This is a genomic window from Streptosporangium sp. NPDC006007 (genome assembly GCF_040614315.1).
Lineage (GTDB): Bacteria > Actinomycetota > Actinomycetes > Streptosporangiales > Streptosporangiaceae > Streptosporangium.
Genome location: NZ_JBEXUG010000011.1, coordinates 113,204 through 135,350 on the forward strand (window position 1 = coordinate 113,204; position 22,147 = coordinate 135,350).

The following is a 22,147-nucleotide window of genomic DNA, read 5'->3' on the forward strand; positions in this document are numbered from 1 at the left end:
ATTATCGTACGGTCTGCCGTCGGCTCACCCCCGGAGAGACCACGACGCGCTGGAGAAGGGTGAAGCCCAGCTGGACGATGAGGGCCAGTAACGCCACCAGGACCGCCCCTCCGAGCGTGCTCGGGAAATCCTTGGTCGCGAGACCGTCGATGATGAAACGGCCGAGACCTCCCAGGCCCACGTAGGCGGCCACCGTCGCCGTCGACACCACCTGGATCGCGGCTATCCGCAGGCCCAGCAGGATGAGCGGCAGCGCGACCGGCACGAGCACCCCGCCGAGGACCTGTCCGCCGCGCAGGCCCATGCCGTACGCGGCGTCCCGCAGGTCGGGGTCCACGCCGCGGATGCCCTCGTAGGTGTTGACCAGGATGGGCGGTACGGCGAGCGCCACCAGCGGGATCAGCACCGGGACGCCGGTGCCGACCCCCATCAGCAGCACGATGAGCACGAGCAGGCCCAGCGTCGGGAGGGCACGGGCCGCGTTGGCGCTCAGGATCGCGAACAGCGCGCCCCTGCCGGTGTGGCCGATCCAGAGCCCGAGGGGGATGGCGATCAGCGTGGCGCAGAGCAGCGAGATCGCGGAGAACTCCAGGTGCTCCAGCAGCCGGATCGGGATGCCGTCCGGGCCGGACCAGTTGGCGGGGTCGCCGAAGAAGTCGATCAGCCAGTTCACGACGTTCCCCTCGCCCGCGCCCACGGGGTGAGCAGGCGCTGGGCCAGCACCAGCAGCGCGTCGACGATCCCGGCGAGGATCACCACCAGCACGATGCCCACGATGATCGGGGTGTAGAACTGCCGCTGCCAGCCGTCGATGAACAGGTAGCCCAGGCCGCCCCTGCCGACCAGCGCGCCCACGCTGACCAGGCTGATGCTGGAGACGGCGGCCACCCTGAGCCCGGCCAGCACGACGGGCACCGCGATCGGCAGCTCCACCCGGAGCAGCCTGCGCAGCGGGGTGAAGCCCATGGCCACCGCGGACTGGCGCACGTGGTCGGGGACCGAGGTCAGCCCGTCGACGACGGCGGGGATCAGCACCGCCATGGCGTAGAAGGTGAGCGGGACCATGACGGTCGTCCGCGTGGCGAGGCCGGTGACGGGGATGAGCACGATGAAGACGGCCAGCGAGGGCAGCGAGTAGATCACGTTCACCGCTCCGACGGTCGGCTGGTAGAGCCGGCGCCAGCGGACGCCGGCCAGCCCGAGCGGGAGCGCGATGAGCAGTCCGACGACGACCGGCACGAGCGCCATGACGACGTGGTCCTCCAGCAAGGCCTGGATACCGGGCCAGTTACGCCCGATCCAGTCCCAGCGGATCAGCGGCTCCTCACGCACGGGCGCCCCCGGCGACCCTGTCCAGCGCCTCGTCGAGCGCCTCACGGGTGGCCACACCCCGGACCCGCCCGGAGTCGTCCACCGCGATCGCGCCTCCCGAGGGGGAGAGCAGCGTCGCGTCCAGCGCGCCGCGCAGCGAGTCACGCCCGCTGACGAACGACCCGTACGGCGCGAGCCGTATCCCCGCCAGGGTGCCGGACTCCGGCAGGTCCCCGACGGCCACCCAGCCCAGCGGCCGGTCGTCGGCGTCCACCACGGCCAGCCAGGGCTCCGCCGTACCGCGCAGTGCGGAGACGTCGGTGGAGACGGGCACGGTCAGGTCGGCGCGGAGCCTCAGTCCCTCGTCGGAGACGAACGACAGCCGCCGGATGCCCCGGTCACGGCCGAGGAACTCGGCGACGAAGTCGTCCGCGGGCCGGGCCAGCAACGTGGGGGGGTCGGCGAGCTGCGCCAGGTGTCCGCCGACGCGCAGCACGGCCACCCGGTCGCCGAGCTTGACGGCCTCGTCGATGTCATGCGTGACGAACACGATGGTCTTGTTGAGTTCGGCCTGGAGCCGGAGCAACTCCTCCTGCAGGCTCGCGCGGACGACGGGGTCCACCGCGCTGAACGGCTCGTCCATGAGCAGCACCGGCGGGTCGGCCGCCAGCGCGCGGGCCACGCCGACGCGCTGCTGCTGGCCACCGGAGAGCTGAAAGGGGTAGCGGCCGGCCATCCCGGGGTCGAGCCCGACCCGTTCCAGCAGTTCCATGGCCCGGCCCCGGGCCTTCCTCCTGTCCCAGCCGAGCAGGTAGGGCACCGTCGCCACGTTGTCGACGATCTTGCGGTGCGGGAAGAGCCCCGCCTGCTGGATGACGTAGCCGATCCCCCGGCGCAGCGTCGGCGGGTCGATGGTCTTGACGTCGACCCCGTCGAGAAGGATCCGGCCCTCCGTCGCGTCGATCATTCTGTTGATCATGCGGAGGGAGGTGGTCTTACCGCACCCCGAGGGGCCGACGAGCACCGTTATCTCCCCCGTCGGCACCTCAAGCCGGAGGTTGTCCACGGCGACGGTTCCATCCGGATATCGCTTGGTGACACCGTCAAATGTGATCATGCGCAACCTCTTGCTTCTCGGCAGGACCGCCGCTCCCTGCCACAACTGCCCCACGACCTAGCGGCAAAAGCCCCATAGCGGTCATTCCTGGCCTGCCCCCCTTGGCCCCGACCAAGCCGCCCAGGGTAGCGCGATATCTATCAAATGGGCACTCAATAGTGCGCAGAACCTCAACAGCTCGACACGATTACCCATATCGTGGGCAGCGACCCCTCCAACCGCACACACACCACGGGCCTCACGCCCTCACTCTTCACCACGTTCGCTCGAATCCAGAGGAACCGGTCTCGTGACCCCACCGCTCCTCGGTCAACGCTCGCGCGGCGAACTGATCGCCGAGCTCTACGACCGCCACGCCGCCGGGCTGTTCGCGTACTGCCACGACCAGCTCGGCGCTTCCGGCGCCGCCTCCGCGGTGCTGTCGGCCGTCCTCTCCGACGTCCCGGACGTGGAGCCGCCACGTGCCGCGCTCTACGCGTTCGCCCGCCGCGAGATCCAGCAGCAGGACGTCGTCTACATCCCGCCCACCCCGGGCGCCGATCCGATCTCCGCCTTCGTCGAGCGAGTCGTGCGCGACCTGCGCCCGCACCAGCGCGAGGTGCTGTACCTGACCGGCGTGTGCGAGATGGACGCCACCGAACTGTCCTGGGTGCTCGACGTGGCGGCCGACACCGCCGACGAGCTGACCGTGAGCGCCTGCCGCCGCTTCGCCCAGTCCCTGAAGCTGGCCCTGGCCTCGGCCCGGGTACCGGACCACCTGGCCGACGTGTTCGGCGCGCTCAGCGTCGCCCCGATCCGCGACGTGCTCGTCCGCGCCCCCTGGGCCGTTCCCTCCCCGGCACTGCGCACCGCTCTGCTTGGAGCGCACCACAGTACGGCTCCCGCCTCCCTCTCCCCCTCCAGCCGGCCCACGCGGATCACGCGGCCCGCGCGGATCACCCAGCCCGTGTCGCTCACCGCGCTCAAGCCGTTGTGGCCGACCTCCCCGGCCTGGCCGCTACCGCTCGCCGAGACCGACGCGCTGACCAGCACGAGCGTGTTCTCCCCGCCGGACCCCCCGCCGAGTCACCCCTCTCCGGAGTTCTTCTCGGCTCCGCCCTCCCCGCGAGACGCCTTCCCCGCCTTCCCCGCCTCGCCGGACCGGTTCCCGGACCCTTTCTCCCCGCCCGACCCCGAGGTGGTCTCCGCACACGAGGCCGTCACCGAACCGATGCCCAAACTCAAGGACTCGGTGCTGAACGCGCTCGACGGTGTGGCTCCCCGGCTTCCCCGTCGCAAGCTCCAGCGGCCGAAGCCTCGCGGGGCGCTGCCACTGTCGGCCCCGGTCCCGGCGGACCTGCTCGACGAGGCTCCGCATGCCCGCGCAGGTCTGCCCGGCGAGGCCCCGCGCACCTCCACGCCCCCCCTCGGGGAGGCTTCCGGCACTCCCGCGGAGTCGCCCGGTACTCCCTCCCGCTCCACCGCGAGCCCGCCGGACGAGACCCCCCGCGCCCCGGCGGACGCGCTTGACGCCGCTTCCGCGGCGCAGGAACCGTTCCAGCCGTTCGTCCCGGCGGCCCGGACCCGGGCTGACAAGCTGGTCGCGGCCGCTCCCAGAGACGACGAGGCCCCCGGAGAGTCCCGGGAGGCGTCCCACGAGGCCGAGCCCCACGGAGAGTCCCACCGAGAGTCCCACGGGGAGGCGGCCCTGGCCGGCTGGCCGCTGCCGGCCGAGGAACTGGAGATCCCGGCTCCCGGCCACCAGGAGGCGCAGGCTTCGCGCCCGTTCCTGTCCGACTGGCCGCTGAGAGCCGACGAACTGGACGTCCCCGTCCCCGGCGACCGTGCCCGGCACGCGAAACGGCCAGGCGCCGGGCATTGGGCGCCCCCGGACGTGCCGGGTACCGACCGGGCCACGCTCACAGAACGGCCGGGGCTGCACCGGGCGTCACATCCGACGCGAGCGGCCGGCGCGCGCGAGGTGGAGCCGGACGACACGTGGGCGGGGGGCGCGCCGGAAGAGCCGGCAGGCACGCCGGAGACGACGGTGACCTCCCTCCGCCCCGCGCGGATGAGCCGGCGAGCGCATCACAAGCGCAGGCCGAAGAGGCAGAGGCCGGATGGCCGGAGCACGCAGGACAGACAGCAGCACGACTGGGCGTGGGAGCTGTTCGGGTTCATCGTCTGCGTGATCTGCGTGGCCATCGCGATGCTCGTCTTCTTCGCGGTCCCGACGATCGTCACCCCCTGAACCCGCCGGGCCGTCCGGCCCGTCTCCCGTGGCGGCGGCAGCCCGGCGCGCCGCCGCCATGGCATGGGGGAGGCAGCGGGTTCGGAGCGTAAGGCGCATGGACGTTCGGTAGGTTGCGCGGGCGGCCCCGTATGAGCGGCTCGGGGGGCGCGGCCCAAGGTGTGTGGCTCGGGGGGCGGCTCGGGGTGTGTCCGGCTCCCGGGCGGGGAATGCGAGAATTTTTCAGCTAAATCCCATACGCATAGATATGACACCAAATAGGGAAAGTGTCGCGTTTCTCAGGGGCCATTCCTACTTCTTGTAAAAAATCATCATCATCCGTGTGGACGGATCGGTTCGCCATGTCGATAGAGAGGTGAGGCAACCGCACCCGAGACCACGAAGGGCGGGCCATGATGACGGTGCACTGGCTATGGCTCCTGGGCATCACGTTGATCACGATCGTCAACGGATGGCTGCTCATCGCCCGCGAGACGGCGACCAGAGCGACGAAGGGCGTTTTGCTGAACGGCGCGCGCGACGGAACGTGCGTCATCGACTATCGGTCGGACGGCACTTTCTTCTTCCTGGGCACCCCCGCCGGCGCGGCCGAGCTTTTCATCCAGATCCGTCAACTCGGTCCGGAGCTCCCCAGTGCACAGAAGTGAACCGGAGTTCGAGGAGTTCTACCACGAGAGGGCTCCAGAACTCTCCCGCCGCTGGTACCCCTTCTACTCGGATCCCGAAGACCTTGAAGAAGACGTCCAGGACACGATGCTGGCCGTCTTCAGGCAGTGGCACAAGATGAAGTCGTGGAGCAGAGAGGAGCAGGTCAAGTATACGGAAGGGGTCATGAAGAACAAGTATGCCGACACCTACCGCGAGAGAGGAAAGATCAAGCGGCTGCGGAACAGGCTACAGTTCCGCAGAAACCACTCGAACCTCGTCCACGTAGAGGAGAGCGCACTCAAGAACGAGGCGGTGAAGGCACTCATGAGCCTTCCCCCGAAACAGCGTCTGACGCTGGGACTCCATGTGCTGGAGGGGATGTCCTACGCGGAGATAGCAATATACCTGGGAATGAAGAGCAGCACCGTGCGAACTCACATAAATCGCGCGAGAAAAACACTGAACGAGCAGTTCAACGGCGAAGGACTGAACGGTCTTGATTGGGAGGAGGGCCAGGCATGATACGCGACGGCAATGTCACCGAGGCCACAGAACAAGCCGATTCCCTCGTCCGTCAGGCACAGTCCGAGATCGGCCTGGGCCTGCGCTTCGACACCGTCAGGGGTCTCACGGCGCTTAAAGCGGCGATAGCCGAAGAAGAGGCGCGGGAGGCCGGGCGCCCCACGCCGCGAGAAGACGAGGGCGGCACCGGCAGAGCGGACGGGGACATGCCCATCCCGCTTCCCCTTCCGGACGGGAGCACCCCCGGCCTTTCGGAGTGGGGCATTCCCATCCCGTCCCCCTTCCCTGACGGGGACGAGAATCTCCCCACCGGTGGGACCACCAGGACCGATGACGCCGGCGGCGGGGATGGAGACCGGCGGCCGGGTCTCCTCCGGCGGGGCGGAGATCTCCTCGTCCTCGTCACCGGAGCGGACCGCGAGCTGATCGGTAACGCGCACGAGCGCCAGCGCTACCTCACCATGGGCCTGCTGATGCTTCTCACCGCGGGTCTGGCGGTCTACACCGCCGCCGCCATCGGCGCGATGGGAATGGGAACGTCGGTTCCGAAGATGCTTCCGGTAGGACTCCTCTTCGCGGCCTTCGTGCTGATGATCGACAGGTCCATCGTCAGCCAGGTCAACGGGCTGGACGGGGCCGATCTCCCCGCCCCGGCCCACGCGCCCCCCGAGAGCCGACCGGCCCGGCGGTTCGGCGGAAACCTGCGCCGGTCCCTGATGCTCTGGACCCGTGTCACCGTGGCGACGTCGGTGTCGCTGCTCATCTCCGAGGTCATCCTGCTGCAGATCTTTCATCCCAGGATCAGTGAACAGCTCTCGCTCGACGAGGCCACCGCCGCGAACGCCAGGCAACAGGCGGTCGCCCTTCCCTACCGGCGTCAGATCGACGACATCCAGCGGCAGCTCGACCAGCAGATGAATGTCGTGTCCGGCCTCAGGGACGAGTACGAACGGGCCCGGCGTGAAACCAGCTGCGAGTTGACCGGAAAGTGCTCCTCAGCGCGTCTCTCCGGGGCGGGAGCGGTCTACCGGGCCTCCCTGACCAGGCAGAAAAGCATCGAACGTGAGCTGGACGGGGAGTCTGCCCGGCTCTCCTCGCTACGCCGGGAGTCCCAGCGGGAAATCGCCGGCCTCCGCCGGGAGCAGCTGAGGAGAAACCGCGAACTCGACGCGATGGCGGACCGCGGGGTCGACCTGCTGGATCGGGAGCGGGCCTTCCTGAAGATCACGCGGGAGAACTCCGAGGTCCTGTTCTGGCGAATTCTGCTGACCGTGCTCCTGCTCGGCATCGACCTGGCCCCCGTACTGCTCAAAGCAGGAATCGGATTGACGGTGCACGACGCCCGCCTCCGTGGAATCGTGCGGGAACTAAAACAGAGAGGCATTTTCGACGCACAACTGGCCGAACAGGCCAACCGGCACAATTATTACCGTAGATATCACGAACTGAAGGTCATGCACGAGGTCCACAGGGCGGCCCTTGAGGAGTGGGGGCGCGCGCAGAAGAAAAACGCGCCACACCACTATCGGAATCCGGCCGGCGCGGGCACGGCGGAGATGCGACTGTGGCCGCCCGCCGGGGGCCTCACTTTCAAGGATCGGACACCGTCAAAGGATCAGGCGCAGGACTCCGGCACGTTTCCCGCGCCGGAGTCCTCCGAACGGACGCCGATAATGGTGCTCGGCGGGCGCTGGGCGGTGTACGCGCGACTGGAGGCCGATCCCGGTGCCTGTGGCGTGCTTTACAGAGCCTATGATGTCACGGACCCCGAACGTTCAATGGTGGCGAAGGTGTTTCACAATGCCTCAAGCACTCACCGGCACTATCGTACATTCCTGAGAGAGGTCCGCGGAATGCGACTGGAAGGCCCGAATATCGGGGAGGTCATCGACTGCGGAGAGGATCGGCGTTCCGGCGCCGTCTACCTTATTTCTCCCCACTACCGGCCCGGCAGCCTCAATCTGTATGTCCGGCAGCGGGGCGGCCGGGTGTCTCTCCGGTGGAGCGTGTGGGTCCTGGACCAGGTCCTGGCCGGGCTGGAGTCCGCGAGCACGAAGAACATCATCCACCTCGACGTCAAGCCCGAGAACGTCGTGCTGGACGGCCCGGACAACATCAGGGTCATCGACTGGGGGATTTCCCGGCTGCACGAGGCGGGAAAGGCCACGTCGACCGTCGTCCCCGGCGGGACGGAGTGGTTCGCCAGTCCCGAGCAGGTGGGTGACAGCCCCTTCGACGTCACCGGCGCCTCCACCCTGTACAGCGTCGGCGCCCTGGCCTACTGGCTGTTGACGGGTATGCCACCCATGCGGCGCGAGGCGGGAGACGCCGGCTCGGACATCACGCGGGTGCGGCGCCTGATGGAAGCCGGGGTGAGACCGGAGCGGGCGGACCGGATCGTTCCGGTGGTGCCCGCGCGGCTCGGAGAACTCGTCGATCGCTGGCTGAGCCGTTCACCCCGGGATCGGATTCCCGAGGGCCTGCCGCCGGTGGAGGCGCTCACCTGGGCGAGGCGCGCACTCACCGAAGCGGCACGCGGGCTGCCCGACGCCGAGGTCGGGCATCAGGGGCATCCCGCGGTCACCTCGGGAAGAAGCTGAAGGTCACCGAGCGGACGACGGATGACAGACGGCCGGAAAGTCCTGACAGGCGGGTGTGCGCCGCGAGGCATCACGGCGCACACCCGAAACAGCGCCGCACACCCCGGAACGACAGTGGTGACAACGCTGATAACAGGGAGACCACACATCGAGCCGGGAGGTGAACGATGTTCTATCTGATCGCGACATCAGTGGCGATCACAGCGACGCTGATCGGCGGGGTCACGGCCTATATCGCCCTATGGAATAGAGCCGTCTTCAAGGGCAAGAAGCCGGACCTCCATCTCAGTGAGGTGACCCCGCCACCGGAGTTCCCGCTTCCGGACCCTGCCCCGCCCCTTCCCGAGACCGGCCGGAAAAAAGAGGCCGAACATGATCGGGAACACCGGGCACGGACTCCGAACCTCTCGTCCACCCCCACCGTTCCACGGGTCCGTGAGAAGAACGACGGCCCCGTCGGAGGAAAAGGCCAGGCACCGTTGCCCTCCCTCCCCGGTCTGCCGGGCTTCCCCGACTGGAGTGGCCCGCTTCCCTTCAGAACTCTCCACTTCGACGCCGCCGGCCGTACGAACGGCGGCGAGTACGGGGAGAACACCGGCGGCTTTCTCCTGCAGGACGAGCTGGTCGCGGTCGCCGACGGGATCTCCGACACCGGGAGGGGGTGCCGGGCGTCCGCACTGGCGCTGGGAGCCGTGGCCTCCGGGCACGCGCGAGATCCCCTTGATCCGGTGCGGTCGCTGGAGGAGAGCCTGGACATCGCCGACGACTGGCTGCGGGACGCGTCAGACGGCGCGGAGGCCTCCGAAGAGCTGGGCGCGCATCTGAGTGTCGCCGCGATCTCCCAGGTCGACGACGTGTGGATGCTGACCTTCGCCCAGGCGGGTGACGGGGTCATCTACGTCTTCTCGCAGCCGGACATGGGACGAATGCTGGCCAACGTCCACGCGTCGAAGGACGACCCGGCCCGCCGGGCGGCCGGCGCGCACCACGGATCCCAGGGGGATGCGGAGACCTTCACCGCGACCCCCGGCGCCCTGGTCGTCATCGCCACGGCCGGGTTCGCGGACGCGCTGTCGTTCTCCGAGGTCCAGGCGGTCATACGGCGGAACTTCGAGGCCCCACCCCATCTGTGCGCCGGCGCGCTCCTGGACGCCGCCTACCGGCGTTGCGTCGCCACCAACATCACGGTCGCCGTGGCCAGGGTAACCGAGGTCACCGGCTACGGCTGGGATTGGAGGCGGCTCGAATACCGCCGGATCGACGGGTGAGCCGGGACCACGCCGGCCACGAGGTGACGTGCCTCACCCCGCCCGCCGAAGACCGGCTCCTCCAGCTGGGTGAGTACGAACGGGGTGAGGTGGTCGTAGAGGATCGCGGTCTGGACGCCGGGGGTGCCGAGGCCGCTCCGCCGCCCCGCGGCCCGACCCGCATCCGGCCCGTGTCCGCGCGGTTACGGACCGAGGGGGGATCGGTCAGTGGCCGGGGAGGGCGAAGCGGACGGTGCCGGAGGCGTGGTCGCCGAGACTGACCGCGCCCCGGACCTGGACCGTGAACTCGCCGTCGTCACAGGCGGCGACGGCGCCGGAGAAGGTCAGCGTGTCGCCCGCGTAGGCGGGGACGCCGAGCTTGACGTTGATGCCCCGGATCAGCGCCTCGGGGCCGGCCCAGTCGGTGACGTAGCGCTCGACGAGCCCCATGGTGGTGAGGATGTTGAGGAAGATGCCCTTCGCCCCCTGTGCACGGGCGCTCTCGACGTCGTGGTGGACGGGGGTGAAGTCCATCGTCGCCGGCGCGGCCGAGACGGTCACGGTGGGGGTCAGGGCGATCGTCAGGTCCGGAAGGGTCACGCCGACCCCGATCCGCTTTTCGGCAAGTGTCCACATCACGACTCCTCCGGGCCCCGCATCGGCAGGATCAGTCCGTCGTCCGTCTGGCGATATGTCACATGTAACGGCATACCGATACCCACTTCTCCAGGTGGGCAGTCCACGACGCCGCCCACTATCCGCACACCTTCCGGCAGTTCCACCACGGCGACCACAAAGGGTGCCTCGCGCCCCGGAACCGGGGGATGTCCGGAGCTCGCCCTGCGAGACACCCTCCCAGAAGAAGGCGGTGTCCCCGTTGATCGCGGGCCGCAGCGGATACGGCTTGCCGACCTCGGGCTGGGTTTTCCGCTCCCCCGGGCGAAATCTCAGTACCCGAAAGAGCGTCTGGGCCGCGAACAGCCTCACCCCGGTGTCGGTCGCGGCGAGCCCGGAGGCGCGGCTCAGGCCAGCCGTCTGGAAAAATAGAACAGATTCTATTATCTGCCCAATGGTGGGCCGAAACGAAAGGCGGGGATAAAGGGCCATAACGCGTGTGACATGTAATGATGGACTGTCTTTGTGACTGGCCAGTAACCCGTCGGCGTATCCGAAAATCAGATAACGTGTTCTCATGCCCACCCCGCATGCGACCACCGGGGCATCGGCCGCCTCGCACCTCCCCAGCGCCTCCGGCATCGCCGGCGGTCCCGCCGTCCCCGGCGACGCGACCCCGGGCGACCCTGTTCCGGGCGGCACGCCCCCGGACGGCGTGGTCGAGGACCGCGTGGCCCAGGACGGCGCCGGAGAGATCACCACCGGGGGCGCGCCCGGCGCGCAGAGCGAACCGGCGTCCACCGGCGTCCGCACCAGAAGCCAGCACCAGCGGCGCAGGCGCATCGTCCAGGCCGCCGCCGCGCTCGCCTCCCGGGGCGGCGTCGAGGCCATGCAGATGCGCACCGTCGCCGAGCGCGCGGGGGTCGCCCTCGGCACCCTCTACCGCTACTTCCCCTCCAAGATGGACCTGGTCGTGGCGGTGGTCGGCGAGGAGATCGACCTGCTGGAGGGGAGCATCGAGCGCCGCCCGCCCAGCGCGACCACCGCGGCCGGACGCGCCGTGGACGTCCTGATGCGCGCCACCCGCGGCCTGATGCGCGAGCCCGAGCTGGCCGACGCGCTGATCCGCTCGCTGATCCTGGCCGAGGTGGACACGCCGTTCGGAGACCGCATGACGGACCTGCTGCTACGCGTGGCCGGGGGGAAGCCCAGCGCCGAGACGGCCACCGAGGAGCAGTACGCCCTGGTCGGCTCACTGGCGAGTATCTGGGTGCACGAATTGCTGGAGATACTCAGGGGCCGCCGCACGTACGAGCAGATCCAGCACCGCATCGAGATCGCCGCCGTCCGGCTGCTCGCCGATTTCCAACCCCCTCCTTCCACGTCAAACTAGAACCCGTTACTGTCTCAATCGAAGGCAACCAGAGCGACGTTCTGGAAAGCGTGCCAGGGGACCGGCTCGCGGGCTCCGGGCCACCGGGCGAGGAGATCTGTATGGGCGCAGTGATCGTCGAAGCCGTGCGAACCCCCATCGGCAGGCGCCACGGCCGGCTGGCGGGGCTGAAGCCCCAGGCGCTCCTCGCCACGGCGCTGACCGGCCTGGTGGACAGGGCGGGGATCGACCCGGCGATCGTGGGCCAGGTGTTCGCCGGATGCGTCACCCAGTCGGGTGAGCAGGGTGAGCACGTCGGGCGGCACGCCTGGCTGTACGCGGGCCTGCCGTACCGGACGGGGGTGACCACGCTCGACGCGCAGTGCGGCTCCTCCCAGCAGGCCGTGCACCTGGTCGCCGCCCTCATCCAGTCCGGCGTCATCGACGTCGGCATCGCCTGCGGCGTCGAGGCGATGAGCCGGGTACCGCTCGGCAGCAACGTGCTCCCGGCCAGGCCCCGGCCCGACGACTGGTCCATCGACCTGCCGGACCAGTTCGTCGCCGCCGAGCGGATCGCGCAGCGGCGCGGACTGACCCGCGAACGGCTCGACCGGTTCGGCGCCCGGTCCCAGCGGCTGGCCGCCAAGGCGTGGGCCGAAGGCCGGTTCGACCGGGAGATCGTCACGGTGACCGCGCCGGTCCTCGGCGAGAACGGCGAGCCGACCGGCGAGAGCCTCACCGTGAACAGGGACCAGGGGGTGTGCGAGACGACCGTGGAGGGGCTGGCCACGCTCAGCCCGGTGACGGGCGAGCGCGGCCTGCACACCGCGGGCACCGTCTCGCAGATCTCCGACGGCGCCGCGGCAGTGCTGCTGATGAGCCGGGAGGCCGCCACCCGGTACGGCCTGCGCCCCCGGGCCCGCGTCCTGGCCCAGGCGCTCGTCGGCGCCGAGCCGTACTACCACCTCGACGGGCCGGTGGACGCGACCGCCAGGGTCCTGTCCGCCACCGGCATGACCGTCGAGGACATCGACAGGTTCGAGGTGAACGAGGCGTTCGCCTCGGTCGTCCTCTCCTGGGCATCGGTGCACCAACCCGACATGGACCGCGTCAACACCGGCGGCGGCGCCATCGCGCTCGGCCACCCGGTCGGCGCGACCGGCGCCCGGCTGATCACCACCGCTCTGCACGAGTTGGAGAGGTCGGACTCGTCGACCGCGCTGGTGTCGATGTGCGCGGGCGGCGCCCTGGCGACCGCCACCGTTCTTGAGCGCCTGTGAGACCCGTCCCGGGTGGCGAGGCCCCCCGGCGGACCGCTCGGCTACACGCTGGTCTACGCGATCGAGTCACCCGCCGGGCCGGTGCCGGCGGACGCGGGCCGAGGCGGCCGGCGCGCACCACGAGGAGAAGCCCGTACGGCCCTGCCGGCCGAGGCCGGCGAACCCCTCACCATCTGGGAGGCGGCCTTCCGGGTGACCTGGAACCGGACCTGGGCTGAGCCGCCGGCGACACTGCGGGGCATGGCCGCCGGAGAGGCGGCGGCCCACCTGCGTACCCTGGATGTCCGGGGTGCGATCCGCCGCATCCCGGGGGTGGATCCGGTTCGCTTCGCCGTACACTCCGAGACATCCGATGTCTGAGCCCCTTCGAGGATGGTGAAGTGTGGCGGTCACCGATACCGCTATCGACAGGATCAAGGAAATGATCCTCTCGGGTGAGCTCTGCCCGGGCAGCAGGCTGCCCAAGGAGGCGGACCTGGCCGAGCGGCTCGGCCTGTCGCGCAACTCCCTGCGCGAGGCCGTCCGCGCACTGGCCCTGATCAACGTGCTGGACGTGCGCCAGGGCGACGGCACCTACGTGACCAGCCTGGAGCCCCGGCTGCTGCTGGACGCGATGGCGTTCGTGGTGGACTTCCACCAGGACGACACCGTGCTGCAGTTCTTCCAGGTCCGGCGGATCCTGGAGCCGGCGGCGACCGCGATGGCCGCGACGCGGATGACCGAGTCCGAGATCGCCGAGCTGCGCAAGATCCTCGACTCGCTGCCCGAGGACCCCAGCATCGAGCAGCTCGTCGCCGGCGACCTGGAGTTTCACCACCGCATCGCGGCGGGCTCGGGCAACGCGGTGCTCTGCTCCTTCGTGGAGAGCCTGGCGGGCCCGACCACCCGGGCCCGTATCTGGCGGGGCCTCAGCCAGAAGAACGCCATGGAGAAGACCCGCGAGCAGCACACCGCGATCTGCGACGCCATCGCCGCCCGCCAGCCCGAGGTGGCCCGCGCCTGGGCGACGGTTCACATCGCCGGGGTCGAGGAATGGCTCCGCGAGGCACTTGCTTAACCGGCTCACGTTTGCCTGACCAGATAACGTGACGGCACCTGACCGGATAACACATCGGAAAAGATCACAAAGTCGTACGCTTGGGGCGGACCAATTCCCCGACGACGAGGATGATCCCATGCAGGCGCTCGACGGAACCGACCTACGGGTGGTAGCCGCCCTCCAGGTAAACGGACGGGCTACCTGGGACCGGATCGGCAGAGTGCTGAACGAGTCGACCCGCAACGTGGCCAGACGGGCCACCCGGCTGATGGAAACGGGCGTGCTCTCCATCATCAGCCTGGTCGACGACCGGCGGATGGGCTCGGCCGTGCTGCGGCTGCGCTGCCGTCCCGGGTCGGCGGTCGGCGTGGGCACGGCGCTCGCCGAGCTGCCGCAGACCCGGTTCGTCTCGCTGTTCTCCGGCTCGGTGGACTGCGCGGCGGAGCTCTCGGCCTCCGATGAGGTGTTGACGGATCTGCTGTTCCAGGACGTCCCGACGATCGACGGGGTGGTGGAGAGCGTCACCTACCCCGCGTTGCGATACTTCAAGTCCCCTCACGAGTGGCACCTCGACGTGCTCACCCCGCAGGAGGCCGAGGGGCTGCGCGAGCCGTGGACCCCGCTGCCCGAACGCCTTGGCCGGGCCGGGGAGACGCCCTCCGCCGAGGAGGAACGGATCATCGCGGCGGTGTCCGCGGGCGGCCGCGCCACCCACGCCGAGATCGCGGCCGTCGCGGGGATCAGCGAGTCCACCGCCCGCCGCCGGCTGGACTCGCTGATCCGCCGGGGCGTCCTGCACATCCGCGCCGAGATCGAGCCCTGCTACCTCGGGCTGCCGGTGGAGGCCGCCCTCTGGTTACGGGTGGCCGAGCGCGAGGTGGAGACGGTGGGGCACGCGCTGGCCGGGCTGGCACCGGCCAGATACGTCGTGGCGGTGGCGGGCGACCACCAGATCGTGGCCCAGGTCGCCGTGGCCGGCCGGTTCGAGCTGTATGAGTTCCTCCGCGAGATCGGCGGACTGCCGGGCATACGGGCCATCGAGACGAGCATGATGCTCCTGCCGCTGAAGCGCGGTTTCATGATCAAGAAAAACGGCCGCTCGGACCGCTGGGCCGGCCCGATCGGGTAGCCGGGACACGGGGGCCGCCGGTCGGCCGCGGCAGGGAACCGGCACGGACCCGGCGAGGGACCGGTCCCCGTCCCGGGCGGACGGAAAAGGCGAGTCCCCTTGACTCGTCCGCCGAAGCATAATAGAACACGTTTCAGAAAGCCTCCGGCCCGCAACTCGATCAAGCATCCGGCGACGAGGCGCGCCTCGCGGTTCGAGAAGGTCAGGCGATCATGTCCCGGCTCCATCCGCGGCCCCGGAGGATGCGCGTACGGTTCGCCTAGGAGGACCACCGGCACATGAACATCAACCTTGTGGACCAGGACGTCTACGCGCGTGACGGCGCGCCGCACGAGCAGTTCCGCCGGCTGCGGGCCGGCACGCCGGTCTACCTGCACGAAGGTGACGCCGACCGCGGCTGGCCCCCCTTCTGGGCGGTCACCAAACACGCCGACGTGGTGCACGTCTCGCGCCGGTCGGACCTGTTCTCGTCGAGCAGGAGGCTGGCGCTCTTCAACGAGATGCCCGAGGATCAGCGCGAGCTCCAGCGGATGATGATGCTCAACCAGGACCCGCCGGAGCACACCCGGCGGCGCTCCCTGGTCAACCGGGGCTTCACCCCGCGCATGATGGGCGCCCTGGAACAGCACATCCGCGAGATCTGCCACGGACTGGTGGACGAGGCCAGGGGCCGCCCCTCGGTGGACTTCGTCCGCGACATCGCGGCTCCGCTGCCGCTGTACGTGATCTGCGAACTGCTCGGCGCCCCCGTCGAGGACCGTGACAAGATCTTCACCTGGTCCAACCAGATGATCGGGGCCGAGGACCCGGACTACGCCTCCGACCCCTCCGCGGGCCAGGCCGCGGCGGCGGAGGTGTACACCTACGCCAACGCGCTGGCGGCCGAACGGCGTGAACAGCCCCGCCAGGACATCGTCACCAAGCTGCTCATGCCCGACGCCGCCGGCGAGACCCTCGACGAAAGCGAGTTCGACCTGTTCGTGCTGCTGCTGGTCGTCGCGGGAAACGAGACCACCCGCAACGCGGCCTCCGGCGGCATGCTCGCCTTCTTCGAGCACCCGGCGCAGTGGGAGCGCCTGGTGGCCGACCCCGCGCTCTCCGCCACCGCGGCCGACGAGATCGTCCGCTGGGTCTCCCCCGTCAACCTCTTCCGCCGTACGGCCACCACCGACACGGTGATCGGCGGCCAGGAGGTCAAGGAGAACGACAAGATCGTGGTGTTCTACAGCTCGGCCAACCGGGATGAGGAGGTGTTCCCCGACCCGGACGTCTTCGACATCGGCCGCAGCCCCAACCCGCACATCGGCTTCGGCGGCGGCGGAGCCCACTTCTGCCTGGGCAACCACCTGGCCAAACTGGAGCTCCGGGTGCTCTTCGAGGTCCTGGCCGAGCGGATGCCGAACCTGGCCCAGGCCGGCCCGGCCCGCCGCCTCCGCTCCAACTTCATCAACGGCATCAAGGAACTGCCGGTCACCACCACCTGACGGACCGCCACCGCCGGGACGTCACCCGGCGCGAGCCGGTCCGGCGTTTTCCCCCTTTTCGGGGTTTCCGGGGGTTCACACGCTTCCCACGACGAAATCCCGGGAACCCTTACCACAGAAGGCTTTGGGGACCGTACGGGCATCGGGCCGTCCCCGGGGCGTGTCCGGTGCCGGCCGTACGGACGTCGTCACTCCCCATGTCGGCCGTCGCCTGAAGTGCCGTTTCGCGAGGGGTGGACTATGGTCGGGGTGATGAGGGAACCGCGGTGGGGCACACGCAGGCCCACTGCGGCGGCGGCCGTGGTGGGTCTCGCTCTCGTGGTCGTCCTGACCGCCGTCGCCCCCTCCTTCTGGACCTCCGGCGGGTGGGGTCCCACCGGCTCCGGCACCAGCCTCTGGGTTCCCCAGAGCGACGGCGCGCAGCAGTCGACCGCGCCGCGTCTGCTGGCCGGCGGCGCCGAGCACCTGCCGATGCCGGGGCAGCTCCGTTCCCTGCCGGCCGTGAGCGCCACGGTGACGATCCTCGTCCTGGTGTCGTCCCTCTGGCTCTCCACGGGCCCCGCGGCCACCCCCAGGCGTGACGTCCAGCGGGTCGTCACCCCGCGCAGCCCACCCTCCTTCTAGGCTCCTTTCCCTTTCCCGGCCTCCGTCGAGCAACGGGCTCGATCGAGGCCTTCCAGGCATGCGGTGCCGGGCACCGGCGTGCACGTGGGATCCGGCTTCCACGATGGCGGCCCTCAGTCGGCTCATGCCATCAGCGAGTCATTCAAGGAGTCGATGTCGTCATGGGTGACATCAGATCGACAAGCGGGCTGCTGGCGGAGTACCGGCGCCACACCACGCAGCTGGAGGAGTTGCGCCTGCTCCTGCACGAGCGGCTCGCCGCCGCGCGGGCGGAGCGGGACTCCCTCGTCCAGGACGGGCCCGTGCCGGGGCCTCCCGCCGAGGGCGAGCCGGTCCCGCTGGCCTGGGGCCGCGTCGAGCGTGCCAGGACCGCCGTCGCGGAGATCGAGGCGGCCGTCGAACGGCTGGATTTCGGGGTCTACGGCACCTGCCGGCGGTGCGGGGTGTTCATCGCGCTGGACCGGCTGCGACGTATCCCGCAGGCCCGGCACTGTGCCGTCTGTCACGACGCGGGGAGGCGATGACGTGATCGATCACAGCAGGCACGCCGCCCTCGACCTGGGCACCGTGCGGACCAGGCTGCTGTTCTCCGGCAGTGCCACGCTGATCGACGAGCCCTCCGCCGTGCCGGACGGCTCCGCCGAGCCGGGCGGCGGCGCGGCGGGCGCCGTACCCGACAGGCGATGGCAGTGGCCGGTACGGCACGGCATGGTCACCGACACGCCCGCGTGCGCCAGGTTGGCCGGTCGCGTCCTGCGCACCGGGAGCGGGTGGGGCGCCGCCCCGCTGGAGAGGATCCTGCTCGGCGTGCCGGTGGCGGCGACCGAGTCCGAGCGGCACGCCGCCGTCGCGGTGGTGCACGACGTGGCGGGCTGCCCGGTGGCGGTGGTGGAGGAGCCTCTGGCCGCCGCGGTCGGCAGCGGGATGAACGTGGCGGATCCGCGCCCGCGGATCCTGCTGGACATGGGCGCCGGGATCATCGAGGCGGCCGTGATCAGCCGCGGCCGGGTCGTCGACACCGGCTCCGTGCAGATCATCACGGAGTTCCACGCCGGGACGGCCGCCGGCGTGCCCGCCCACCTGCTCACCCGGGTCGCGGCCATGGTCACCGATCTCGTCGACCGCGTCCCCGCCCCCATCCGGCGAGGGGCCCGCGACGGGGGTCTGCTCATCACCGGCGGGGGCGCCACCCGGCCCGGCCTGGCCCGGTTTCTCTGCTCCACCCTGCGCGTCAGCGTCAGCGTGGCGCCCGACCCGGCCCGCGCCACCGTCCGCGGCCTGTCCCGGCTGCTGGCCTCCCACCGGCCCTGACGGTTCCCGTCCCACGTCTCTGCCGACATTCCGAAAGGACTCAAATACCATGATTTCCGACATTCACCTCAGCAGCGTTCAGCTCGACACCATCCGCGAGGAGCTGGAGGAGCAGCTGTTCCGGTGGACCAAGCAGCTGGCCGAGCTGGAGGCCGCGGTGGGCGACGACGCCGTGGAGGTCTCAGCGAAGCCCGGTCTGCTCGCCGACATCGTCTCCGCCGAACGGAACACCGCCGTCCTGCGCGACGCCCTGAAGAACATCACCGAGCTGACCTACGGCCGCTGCGACGGCTGCGGCTCGGGCATCCCCTTCGATCGGCTGAAGGCCCGCCCTCTGGCGCGCTTCTGCATGGAGTGTCAGCGCCGCCACGAGAGCGGCTGATCTCCCGCTTGGCCCGGCCGCCGATCACCGCCCCCCGGGGCGCCGTCCCGGTGGCCGACGACGCGCGCGCCCACCCGGCCGTCACGCCGGGGACGGACGCCGCACCCTCGGGGGGTTCCCGGTTCCGGGAACCCCCCGAGGGCACGGCGCCGCCTGGCGCAGTCGCCGCTCAGTCGATGTAGCTGATGAGGAAGGGAAGCTTCCGGTCCCCGTCCTCCATGGTGCCGATCGACCCGTTGGGGTGGAGCACGACGTTGTCCTCGCCGTAGTGGTCACCCTTCCAGGAGTAGATCCACGCCGGGCCGTCGAGGTAGGTGGCGGCGCTGGTGCGCCACACGTCGGAGGGGATGTCGGCCAGCTGACGCCCCTCCCCCTGGGCGGTGGCGAAGGCGCGGGCCTCGTTGCGCGTCTTCTTGTAGTCCTTCCCGTACCAGTACAGGTGGTAGGTGCCCTCGGCGAGCGTGGCGGCGTCCGCGGAACCCGCGGCGACGATGGGGATCCGCACCAGCTGTTCGGTCATGCTGCTCTGCCTCTCATCGGGGGGATGGCCGCGAAAAGCACCACCCCCACACTGTTACCCAACGCTACATTTCCGCTACTTGTGGTAACGAAACAGCGAGAGGGCGGACAGGACCCTCCACAGGAGGGGGAGGAAGGTCAGGGCCAGGAGGAGTCCTGGTCGGGGTCGCCGCCGTCGGACAGCAGCTTGACGTCCGAGGAGACCATCATGGCGACGAGGTCCTCAAAGGAGACCGAGGGCTCCCAGCCGAGCTCGGCGCGGGCCTTCTTCGGATCGGCGCAGAGCAGGTCCACCTCCGCCGGGCGGTGCAGGGACCGGTCGGTGACCACATAGCGCTCCCAGTCGAGGTCGGCGGCGGTGAAGGCGGCCTCCACGAGCTCGCGGACGGTGTGGGTGCGGCCGGTGCCGATCACGTAGTCCTCGGGCCGCTCGGCCTGGAGCATCAGGTGCATCGCCCGGACGTAGTCGCCCGCGTAACCCCAGTCGCGGCGGGCCTCCAGGTTGCCCAGGCGGAGCTCGCCGGCCAGGCCCAGCTTGACGCGGGCCACCCCGAGGGAGACCTTACGGGTCACGAACTCGGCTCCCCGGCGCGGGGACTCGTGGTTGAACAGGATCCCGGAGACCGCGAACATCCCGTAGGACTCTCGGTAGTTCTGGGTGAGGAAATGGCCGTAGGCCTTGGCCACACCGTACGGCGAGCGGGGGTGGAACGGGGTGACCTCCGTCTGGGGGGTCTCCCGGACCTGGCCGAACATCTCCGAGGACGACGCCTGGTAGAACCGGATCTGGCCGGAGCCCGCGGCCGTTCTGGAGGAGGAGATGCCGGAGCAGACCCTGATCGCCTCCAGCATGCGCAGCACGCCCATGCCGGTGACCTCGCCGGTGAGCTCGGCCTGCTCCCAGGACATCGGCACGAACGAGATGGCGCCCAGGTTGTAGACCTCGTCGGGCTGGACCCTCTCCACGGCGGAGATCAGCGACCCCTGGTCCAGCAGGTCGCCACGGACCAGCTGGACGTCCTGGAGGAGCCTGCGCACCCGGGAGACACGCGGGTTGGCCTGGCCCCTGACGAGGCCCCAGACCTCATACCCCCGGTCGAGCAGGCATTCGGCCAGATAGGAACCGTCCTGCCCGGTGATACCGGTGATCAGTGCGCGCCTGGCCAACGCGTCCTCCTCGCTGCTGGGTGGAACTTTCATGTGACATGTGCCCTGTGATCGCGAATGTATCGCCACGCCCCGGATGGGCACCATGTCGGCTACCGCAAGGTTAGAACACGTTTCACCGAACCACGCTCGGTTAGCTCAACGTTGCAGATCGGGCACGGTGAGGGCGACTTTAGGAACAATTCCAGATCGGCTGGAAGTGACCTACCGAATGGTATGGTCCGAATACTAAGGTCATCTTTCACGGTACCTGTCCCCTTCCGGGCAGGGTGAGGAAGGGGTTGCCGTGCCGGGTGCGGACTCACTGCGGGTCGCGCTGCTGTCCTACCGCAGCAAACCGACCTGCGGGGGCCAGGGCGTCTACCTCCGTCATCTCAGCCGCGAACTGGTCGCCCTCGGGCACCACGTCGAGGTCTTCTCCGGCCAGCCGTACCCCGATCTGGACGAGGGCGTCATCCTCAACAAGGTCCCCAGCCTGGACCTGTACCGCGACGAGGACCCCTTCCGCACCCCTCGGCTGCACGAGTACCGCGACTGGATCGACGGCCTGGAGGTCGCGACCATGTGGACCGGCGGGTTCCCCGAACCGCTGACCTTCACCCTGCGGGCGCGGCGCGAGCTGCGCGGGCGCGCCGGCGACTTCGACGTGGTGCAGGACAACCAGACGCTCGGCTACGGCCTGCTCGACATCCAGAGGCTGTTCCCCGTGGTCGGCACCATCCACCACCCGATCAGCGTGGACCGGCGGATCGAGTTGAGTGCCGCGCCGCCGCGCAAGCGGTTCTCGCTCAGAAGGTGGTACGGCTTCGTCCGGATGCAGGCCAAGGTCGCGCCCCGGCTGAACCCGATCCTGACCGTCAGCGAGTCCTCCCTCGCCGACATCCACCGCGACTTCAACGTGCCCCAGGCCAACATGCGGCTCATCCCGCTGGGCGTGGACACCCGCTACTTCCACCCGCGCCCGGAGATGCCCAGACGGCCCGGCTCGATCGTCGCGGTGGCCAGCGCCGACTCCCCGATGAAGGGCGTCGCCACACTGCTGCGGGCGGTCGCGAAACTCGCCACCGAGCGCGACGTGCACCTGACCGTGGTCAGCAGGCCCACCCCCGGGGGCCCCACCGAGAAACTGGTCGCCGAACTCTCCCTGCACGACCGGGTCACGTTCGTGCACGGCATCTCCGACACCGAACTGGGCGACCTGATCGCCACATCGGAGATCTCGGTCGTGCCCTCCCTCTACGAGGGCTTCTCCCTCCCCGCCGTCGAGCACATGGCCTGCGGCACCCCGCTGGTGGCGTCGCGGACCGGGGCGCTGCCCGAGGTCGTCGGCGACGCGGCGATCCAGGTCTCCCCCGGCGACCCCGAGGAGCTGGCCGCCGTACTGCGCCGCCTCCACGACTCCCCCGAGGAGCGGGCGGCCGTCGGCCGCAGGGGCTACGACCGGGTCATGGAGCGCTACACCTGGACCGTCGTCGCCCAGCGGACCGTGGACGCCTACCGCGAGGCCATCAGGGCACACGGCGCCCCGTGACAGATCACCCGACAAGGAG

At 69.9% G+C, this 22,147-nt stretch carries 23 protein-coding genes; 16 read left to right on the plus strand and 7 right to left on the minus strand.

The window, feature by feature from the left end; genetic code table 11:
* Position 1 precedes the first annotated feature (1 nt).
* From ABZ194_RS11780 to ABZ194_RS11790, 3 genes are read right to left on the minus strand one after another with little or no spacing between them, the layout of a single operon-like run.
* Positions 2-673 (minus strand): ABC transporter permease, encoded by a 672-nt coding sequence (locus tag ABZ194_RS11780; protein ID WP_355595051.1) that lies wholly within the window; start codon positions 671-673, stop codon positions 2-4.
* Positions 670-1,332 (minus strand): ABC transporter permease, encoded by a 663-nt coding sequence (locus tag ABZ194_RS11785; protein ID WP_355595053.1) that lies wholly within the window; start codon positions 1,330-1,332, stop codon positions 670-672. Before ABZ194_RS11785 ends, ABZ194_RS11780 begins: the two co-directional genes overlap by 4 nt.
* Complete coding sequence (locus tag ABZ194_RS11790) at positions 1,325-2,428, minus strand: ATP-binding cassette domain-containing protein (RefSeq protein ID WP_355595056.1); 1,104 nt, start codon at positions 2,426-2,428, stop codon at positions 1,325-1,327. Before ABZ194_RS11790 ends, ABZ194_RS11785 begins: the two co-directional genes overlap by 8 nt.
* A 289-nt stretch (positions 2,429-2,717) precedes the next feature.
* Between ABZ194_RS11790 and ABZ194_RS11795 the strand changes: the two genes are divergently transcribed.
* The 5 genes from ABZ194_RS11795 to ABZ194_RS11815 all read left to right on the plus strand — a co-directional run bounded on the left by ABZ194_RS11795 (position 2,718) and on the right by ABZ194_RS11815 (position 9,696).
* The gene (locus ABZ194_RS11795; RefSeq protein ID WP_355595058.1) at positions 2,718-4,658 is read left to right on the plus strand and encodes a hypothetical protein; all 1,941 of its coding nucleotides are present in this window, start codon (positions 2,718-2,720) and stop codon (positions 4,656-4,658) included.
* 392 nt (positions 4,659-5,050) lie between these two features.
* Positions 5,051-5,305 (plus strand): hypothetical protein, encoded by a 255-nt coding sequence (locus tag ABZ194_RS11800; protein ID WP_355595060.1) that lies wholly within the window; start codon positions 5,051-5,053, stop codon positions 5,303-5,305.
* Positions 5,292-5,828 (plus strand): RNA polymerase sigma factor, encoded by a 537-nt coding sequence (locus ABZ194_RS11805; RefSeq protein ID WP_355595062.1) that lies wholly within the window; start codon positions 5,292-5,294, stop codon positions 5,826-5,828. The genes ABZ194_RS11800 and ABZ194_RS11805 overlap by 14 nt, the downstream gene beginning before the upstream one ends.
* Entirely contained in the window at positions 5,825-8,428 is a 2,604-nt protein-coding gene (locus ABZ194_RS11810) for a DUF4407 domain-containing protein (RefSeq protein ID WP_355595064.1), read from the plus strand. The genes ABZ194_RS11805 and ABZ194_RS11810 overlap by 4 nt, the downstream gene beginning before the upstream one ends.
* Positions 8,429-8,595: 167 nt before the next feature.
* Positions 8,596-9,696 (plus strand): hypothetical protein, encoded by a 1,101-nt coding sequence (locus ABZ194_RS11815; protein ID WP_355595066.1) that lies wholly within the window; start codon positions 8,596-8,598, stop codon positions 9,694-9,696.
* Positions 9,697-9,900: 204 nt separating this feature from the next.
* Here ABZ194_RS11815 and ABZ194_RS11820 read toward each other — a convergent pair whose 3' ends face one another.
* Together ABZ194_RS11820 and ABZ194_RS11825 are read right to left on the minus strand one after the other, a co-directional pair.
* Positions 9,901-10,311, minus strand: a complete 411-nt coding sequence (locus ABZ194_RS11820; protein WP_355595144.1) for a MaoC/PaaZ C-terminal domain-containing protein — start codon at positions 10,309-10,311, stop codon at positions 9,901-9,903.
* Positions 10,311-10,526: an OB-fold domain-containing protein gene (locus tag ABZ194_RS11825; protein WP_355595068.1), complete on the minus strand. Its 216-nt coding sequence runs from the start codon at positions 10,524-10,526 to the stop codon at positions 10,311-10,313. Before ABZ194_RS11825 ends, ABZ194_RS11820 begins: the two co-directional genes overlap by 1 nt.
* A 518-nt stretch (positions 10,527-11,044) precedes the next feature.
* Between ABZ194_RS11825 and ABZ194_RS11830 the strand changes: the two genes are divergently transcribed.
* From ABZ194_RS11830 to ABZ194_RS11875, 10 genes are all read left to right on the plus strand, one after another.
* Positions 11,045-11,683, plus strand: a complete 639-nt coding sequence (locus ABZ194_RS11830) for a TetR family transcriptional regulator (protein WP_355595146.1) — start codon at positions 11,045-11,047, stop codon at positions 11,681-11,683.
* A 101-nt stretch (positions 11,684-11,784) separates the two neighbouring features.
* Complete coding sequence (locus tag ABZ194_RS11835) at positions 11,785-12,942, plus strand: steroid 3-ketoacyl-CoA thiolase (RefSeq protein WP_355595071.1); 1,158 nt, start codon at positions 11,785-11,787, stop codon at positions 12,940-12,942.
* Positions 12,943-12,954: 12 nt separating this feature from the next.
* On the plus strand, positions 12,955-13,302 hold the full coding sequence (locus ABZ194_RS11840; protein WP_355595073.1) for a hypothetical protein: 348 nt from the start codon (positions 12,955-12,957) through the stop codon (positions 13,300-13,302).
* A gap of 22 nt (positions 13,303-13,324) precedes the next feature.
* The gene (locus ABZ194_RS11845) at positions 13,325-13,999 is read left to right on the plus strand and encodes an FCD domain-containing protein (RefSeq protein WP_355595075.1); all 675 of its coding nucleotides are present in this window, start codon (positions 13,325-13,327) and stop codon (positions 13,997-13,999) included.
* A gap of 118 nt (positions 14,000-14,117) precedes the next feature.
* The gene (locus ABZ194_RS11850; protein ID WP_355595077.1) at positions 14,118-15,110 is read left to right on the plus strand and encodes an Lrp/AsnC family transcriptional regulator; all 993 of its coding nucleotides are present in this window, start codon (positions 14,118-14,120) and stop codon (positions 15,108-15,110) included.
* Between the two features lie 278 nt (positions 15,111-15,388).
* The gene (locus ABZ194_RS11855; protein ID WP_355595079.1) at positions 15,389-16,594 is read left to right on the plus strand and encodes a cytochrome P450; all 1,206 of its coding nucleotides are present in this window, start codon (positions 15,389-15,391) and stop codon (positions 16,592-16,594) included.
* Positions 16,595-16,846: 252 nt separating this feature from the next.
* A complete protein-coding gene (locus ABZ194_RS11860; RefSeq protein ID WP_355595081.1) occupies positions 16,847-17,218 on the plus strand; it encodes a hypothetical protein in 372 nt (123 codons plus the stop codon).
* Positions 17,219-17,379: 161 nt separating this feature from the next.
* Entirely contained in the window at positions 17,380-17,742 is a 363-nt protein-coding gene (locus ABZ194_RS11865; protein WP_355595083.1) for a TraR/DksA C4-type zinc finger protein, read from the plus strand.
* A gap of 1 nt (position 17,743) precedes the next feature.
* On the plus strand, positions 17,744-18,529 hold the full coding sequence (locus ABZ194_RS11870; RefSeq protein ID WP_355595084.1) for a rod shape-determining protein: 786 nt from the start codon (positions 17,744-17,746) through the stop codon (positions 18,527-18,529).
* 49 nt (positions 18,530-18,578) lie between these two features.
* Positions 18,579-18,911: a TraR/DksA family transcriptional regulator gene (locus ABZ194_RS11875; RefSeq protein WP_355595086.1), complete on the plus strand. Its 333-nt coding sequence runs from the start codon at positions 18,579-18,581 to the stop codon at positions 18,909-18,911.
* Positions 18,912-19,080: 169 nt separating this feature from the next.
* Here the strand turns inward: ABZ194_RS11875 and ABZ194_RS11880 are convergent, their stop codons facing one another.
* Entirely contained in the window at positions 19,081-19,431 is a 351-nt protein-coding gene (locus ABZ194_RS11880; RefSeq protein ID WP_355595088.1) for a hypothetical protein, read from the minus strand.
* Between the two features lie 137 nt (positions 19,432-19,568).
* A complete protein-coding gene (locus ABZ194_RS11885; RefSeq protein ID WP_355595090.1) occupies positions 19,569-20,597 on the minus strand; it encodes a GDP-mannose 4,6-dehydratase in 1,029 nt (342 codons plus the stop codon).
* A gap of 286 nt (positions 20,598-20,883) precedes the next feature.
* Between ABZ194_RS11885 and ABZ194_RS11890 the strand changes: the two genes are divergently transcribed.
* Entirely contained in the window at positions 20,884-22,128 is a 1,245-nt protein-coding gene (locus ABZ194_RS11890; RefSeq protein WP_355595092.1) for a glycosyltransferase family 4 protein, read from the plus strand.
* Positions 22,129-22,147 lie beyond the last annotated feature (19 nt).